The organism is Gilliamella sp. B3127 (genome assembly GCF_026536935.1).
In the GTDB taxonomy this organism is placed as follows: Bacteria; Pseudomonadota; Gammaproteobacteria; order Enterobacterales; family Orbaceae; genus Gilliamella; species Gilliamella apicola_E.
Genome location: NZ_JAFNNI010000015.1, coordinates 1 through 2,520, shown reverse-complemented (window position 1 = coordinate 2,520; position 2,520 = coordinate 1). Strand labels below are relative to the sequence as shown.

The 2,520-nt window shown below is 38.4% G+C and carries 2 protein-coding genes and 2 pseudogenes; 2 read left to right on the top strand and 2 right to left on the bottom strand.

Translation table 11 applies throughout. The features are described from left to right. A pseudogene (locus J3U00_RS11560) lies at window positions 1-365 on the top strand (hypothetical protein); the annotation flags it as partial. A gap of 33 nt (window positions 366-398) precedes the next feature. Beyond that, window positions 399-1,169 carry a tail fiber assembly protein gene (locus J3U00_RS11555; RefSeq protein WP_267332463.1) on the top strand — a complete coding sequence of 257 codons (771 nt, stop codon included), beginning with the start codon at window positions 399-401 and terminating at the stop codon, window positions 1,167-1,169. Here the strand turns inward: J3U00_RS11555 and J3U00_RS11550 are convergent. Next, complete coding sequence (locus J3U00_RS11550; protein ID WP_267332462.1) at window positions 1,166-1,495, bottom strand: tail fiber assembly protein; 330 nt, start codon at window positions 1,493-1,495, stop codon at window positions 1,166-1,168. The genes J3U00_RS11555 and J3U00_RS11550 overlap by 4 nt on opposite strands. A gap of 2 nt (window positions 1,496-1,497) precedes the next feature. After that, window positions 1,498-2,520 (bottom strand): annotated as a pseudogene (locus tag J3U00_RS11545) (hypothetical protein); the annotation flags it as partial.

Sequence of the window (2,520 nt, the reverse complement as noted above, 5' to 3'; positions counted from 1 at the left end):
ATATTAATGTTCCGACTGCATTTGCTCCAGATGGACGTGGTTTTTTTGAGCGAGCGGTTAATGGAACTACTCGACAGGTAGGTAGCTGGGAGGATGATGCTATCCGTAATATAAAAGGAGGGTTGCCTCTCGGTGATTTTAAAGCACTTCTCGGACATGCTAAATTAATGGCAGGAGATAAAAATGGAGCTATATCAATATCATCAGCTGGAGATGATTATATTGCAAGCTCGATCTCGACACCAAATCCACGTCAGTTGAGATGGGTATTTTTCGACTTTGATGCATCACGTGTTGTGCCAACCTCACATGAAAACAGAACTATTAATCTCGGAGGGACCCCAGTTATATATTTAGGAGTTTAAACACCCAGATAAATTACGGGGGTCCCTCCGATATTGATTGCTCTATTCTCATTCGCGGTTGGTACTACTCGTGAAGCATCGAACGATAAAACTGTATGCCATCCGTTGGAATTCCCACCATATGCAGGACTGGCAACGGCATCAACCCTAAACGCACCGCTCGCATCTCGGTCTGAGGTGAGAAAATTACCGAATCGGGCGGTAATATTACGTGTAGCGTCATCCTCCCAGCTACCTACCTGTCGAGTAGGTGAACAAAAAATAGGAAAATTTATGATTAATTATTATTACGATAACACAAACGATTTAAAACCATTTACACATCAATTGGAAGCGAACGATGACACATTACCGCCTGATAATGCGTTACGTTTAGCTCCCGAATTTAAAGATGGGCTTCACCCCTGCGAGAATAACGGTAAGTGGGTTTTAGTTGAGGATAACCTAGAGAAAACTGCGTATAATATTGAAACAAAAGAAGCAGTGAAAATCAATTATCTTGGTAAAATTAAAGAAGGTTTTACATTGTTTGAGCCGTTCGAATTTTGTAAATGGGACGGCGAAAAATGGGTGCTTGATGAGGAGCTGAAAAATGCCTTTTTTATTAAACAACAGCGAATAAATATCGCAGATTTGTTATCTGAGGCTAACAATGAAATAGACATTTTGAATGACAAAATAGAGCTTGAAATAGCAACAGATGATGATAAAAAACTAATAAAAAAATGGAAATTGTATCGTATACAGCTAAAATCTATTGATATAAATAAATTAGATATTGAGTTACCTGTCAAGCCCGCTTAGGGCTTTTCAGGGAATACCGCATTAACATCTGACGCATCAACACGAGTTAATAATATGCGATATTTTTTCCATTTTTTAAGTTGCACTTCTTCATCAGCCTCTAGCATATCTAAATCTATAACATCCTGTAAAATAGCTATTTTTTCGTTAGCCTCGTTGATTAGTGAGATTTTCATAGCTTTATTTTGCGAGACAATTTGTTCGTCAGACAAATGAATAGGGGTAGGTTCAACCAGCTTTAGCTTTCCTTTTACCTCTTTTAAAGCCTTGCCTTCTTCATTCGCTTTAATAGCCATTTCTGCGTATTCTTCGTTCGTATATGTCATGATTAGTACCCCCTTACCGTCCATCTTACCCAAGATTGACAAGTGTATGGGCAAAATGATGCGAGCCAAAATGATGTTTCATATAATTCAGCATAAGCGAAGTCGATGTCCGCCCATCCACCCCAATTAACTCTATCAAATGCAACACCATAATTTCCCGTGCTCATTGGTTTAATCAAGTTGACCAGTGTGCCGCAAATTGCATTAACTTGCCCAGTTATCACTTTAATTGTACTAGACTGCTCAATAAACCCATCCGAATAAACTCGATACCAGCTATCGCCATTTTGATATGATTCAGTAACATAGGCTCTGTTATTCAGCTCTGTTAATTTAGATTGAATATCTGAAACATCTGTAATGACTGATTTACCGTTTACACTAATTGAAGCAGCATCGATACGATTACCTACCACGTAAATAGGTGCTCCATTTACCTGTTTTTTTACAGCAGGAATAGTACCAATGTCGTCCGCCGTTGGTTTGTTATTCGGCGAATAAACATGCTGACCATTTTCAGTTAAATTTTTAACATCTAATGAGCCATCAATAGACTGATTATCTACACCAGATTTTTTTATGAAAACTGAAGTATCAATTGATGAAACAGCATTTTTAGCGTCATCTGCTGATTTTTTAGCATTCTGTTCCGATATTTTAGCGTTTCGCTCAGATGAGCTAGCTGCATTTGCACTATTACTAGATTGCTGAGCTGAGTTACGAGATGCTGTTGCTGATGAGCTAGCACTATCTGCATATGATTTAGATGAATCTGAATACGATTTAGCTGATGCGCTCGCATTGGTTGCTGTTGCAGATGATGAGCTAGCTGATTGTGCTGAGTTGCTTGCATTAGCGACCAAGTTTTCAACTGAATTTGCTATATTTTTTGCATTGTCAGCGCTAGTTTTTGCATTCGTTTCAGATATTTTGCTATTCCGCTCTGAATTAGCTGATTTTTCAGCAGATTTATTTGCATGATTACGAGAATCAATAACTTGTTGCAGTATTGCAGGTGTTATCTC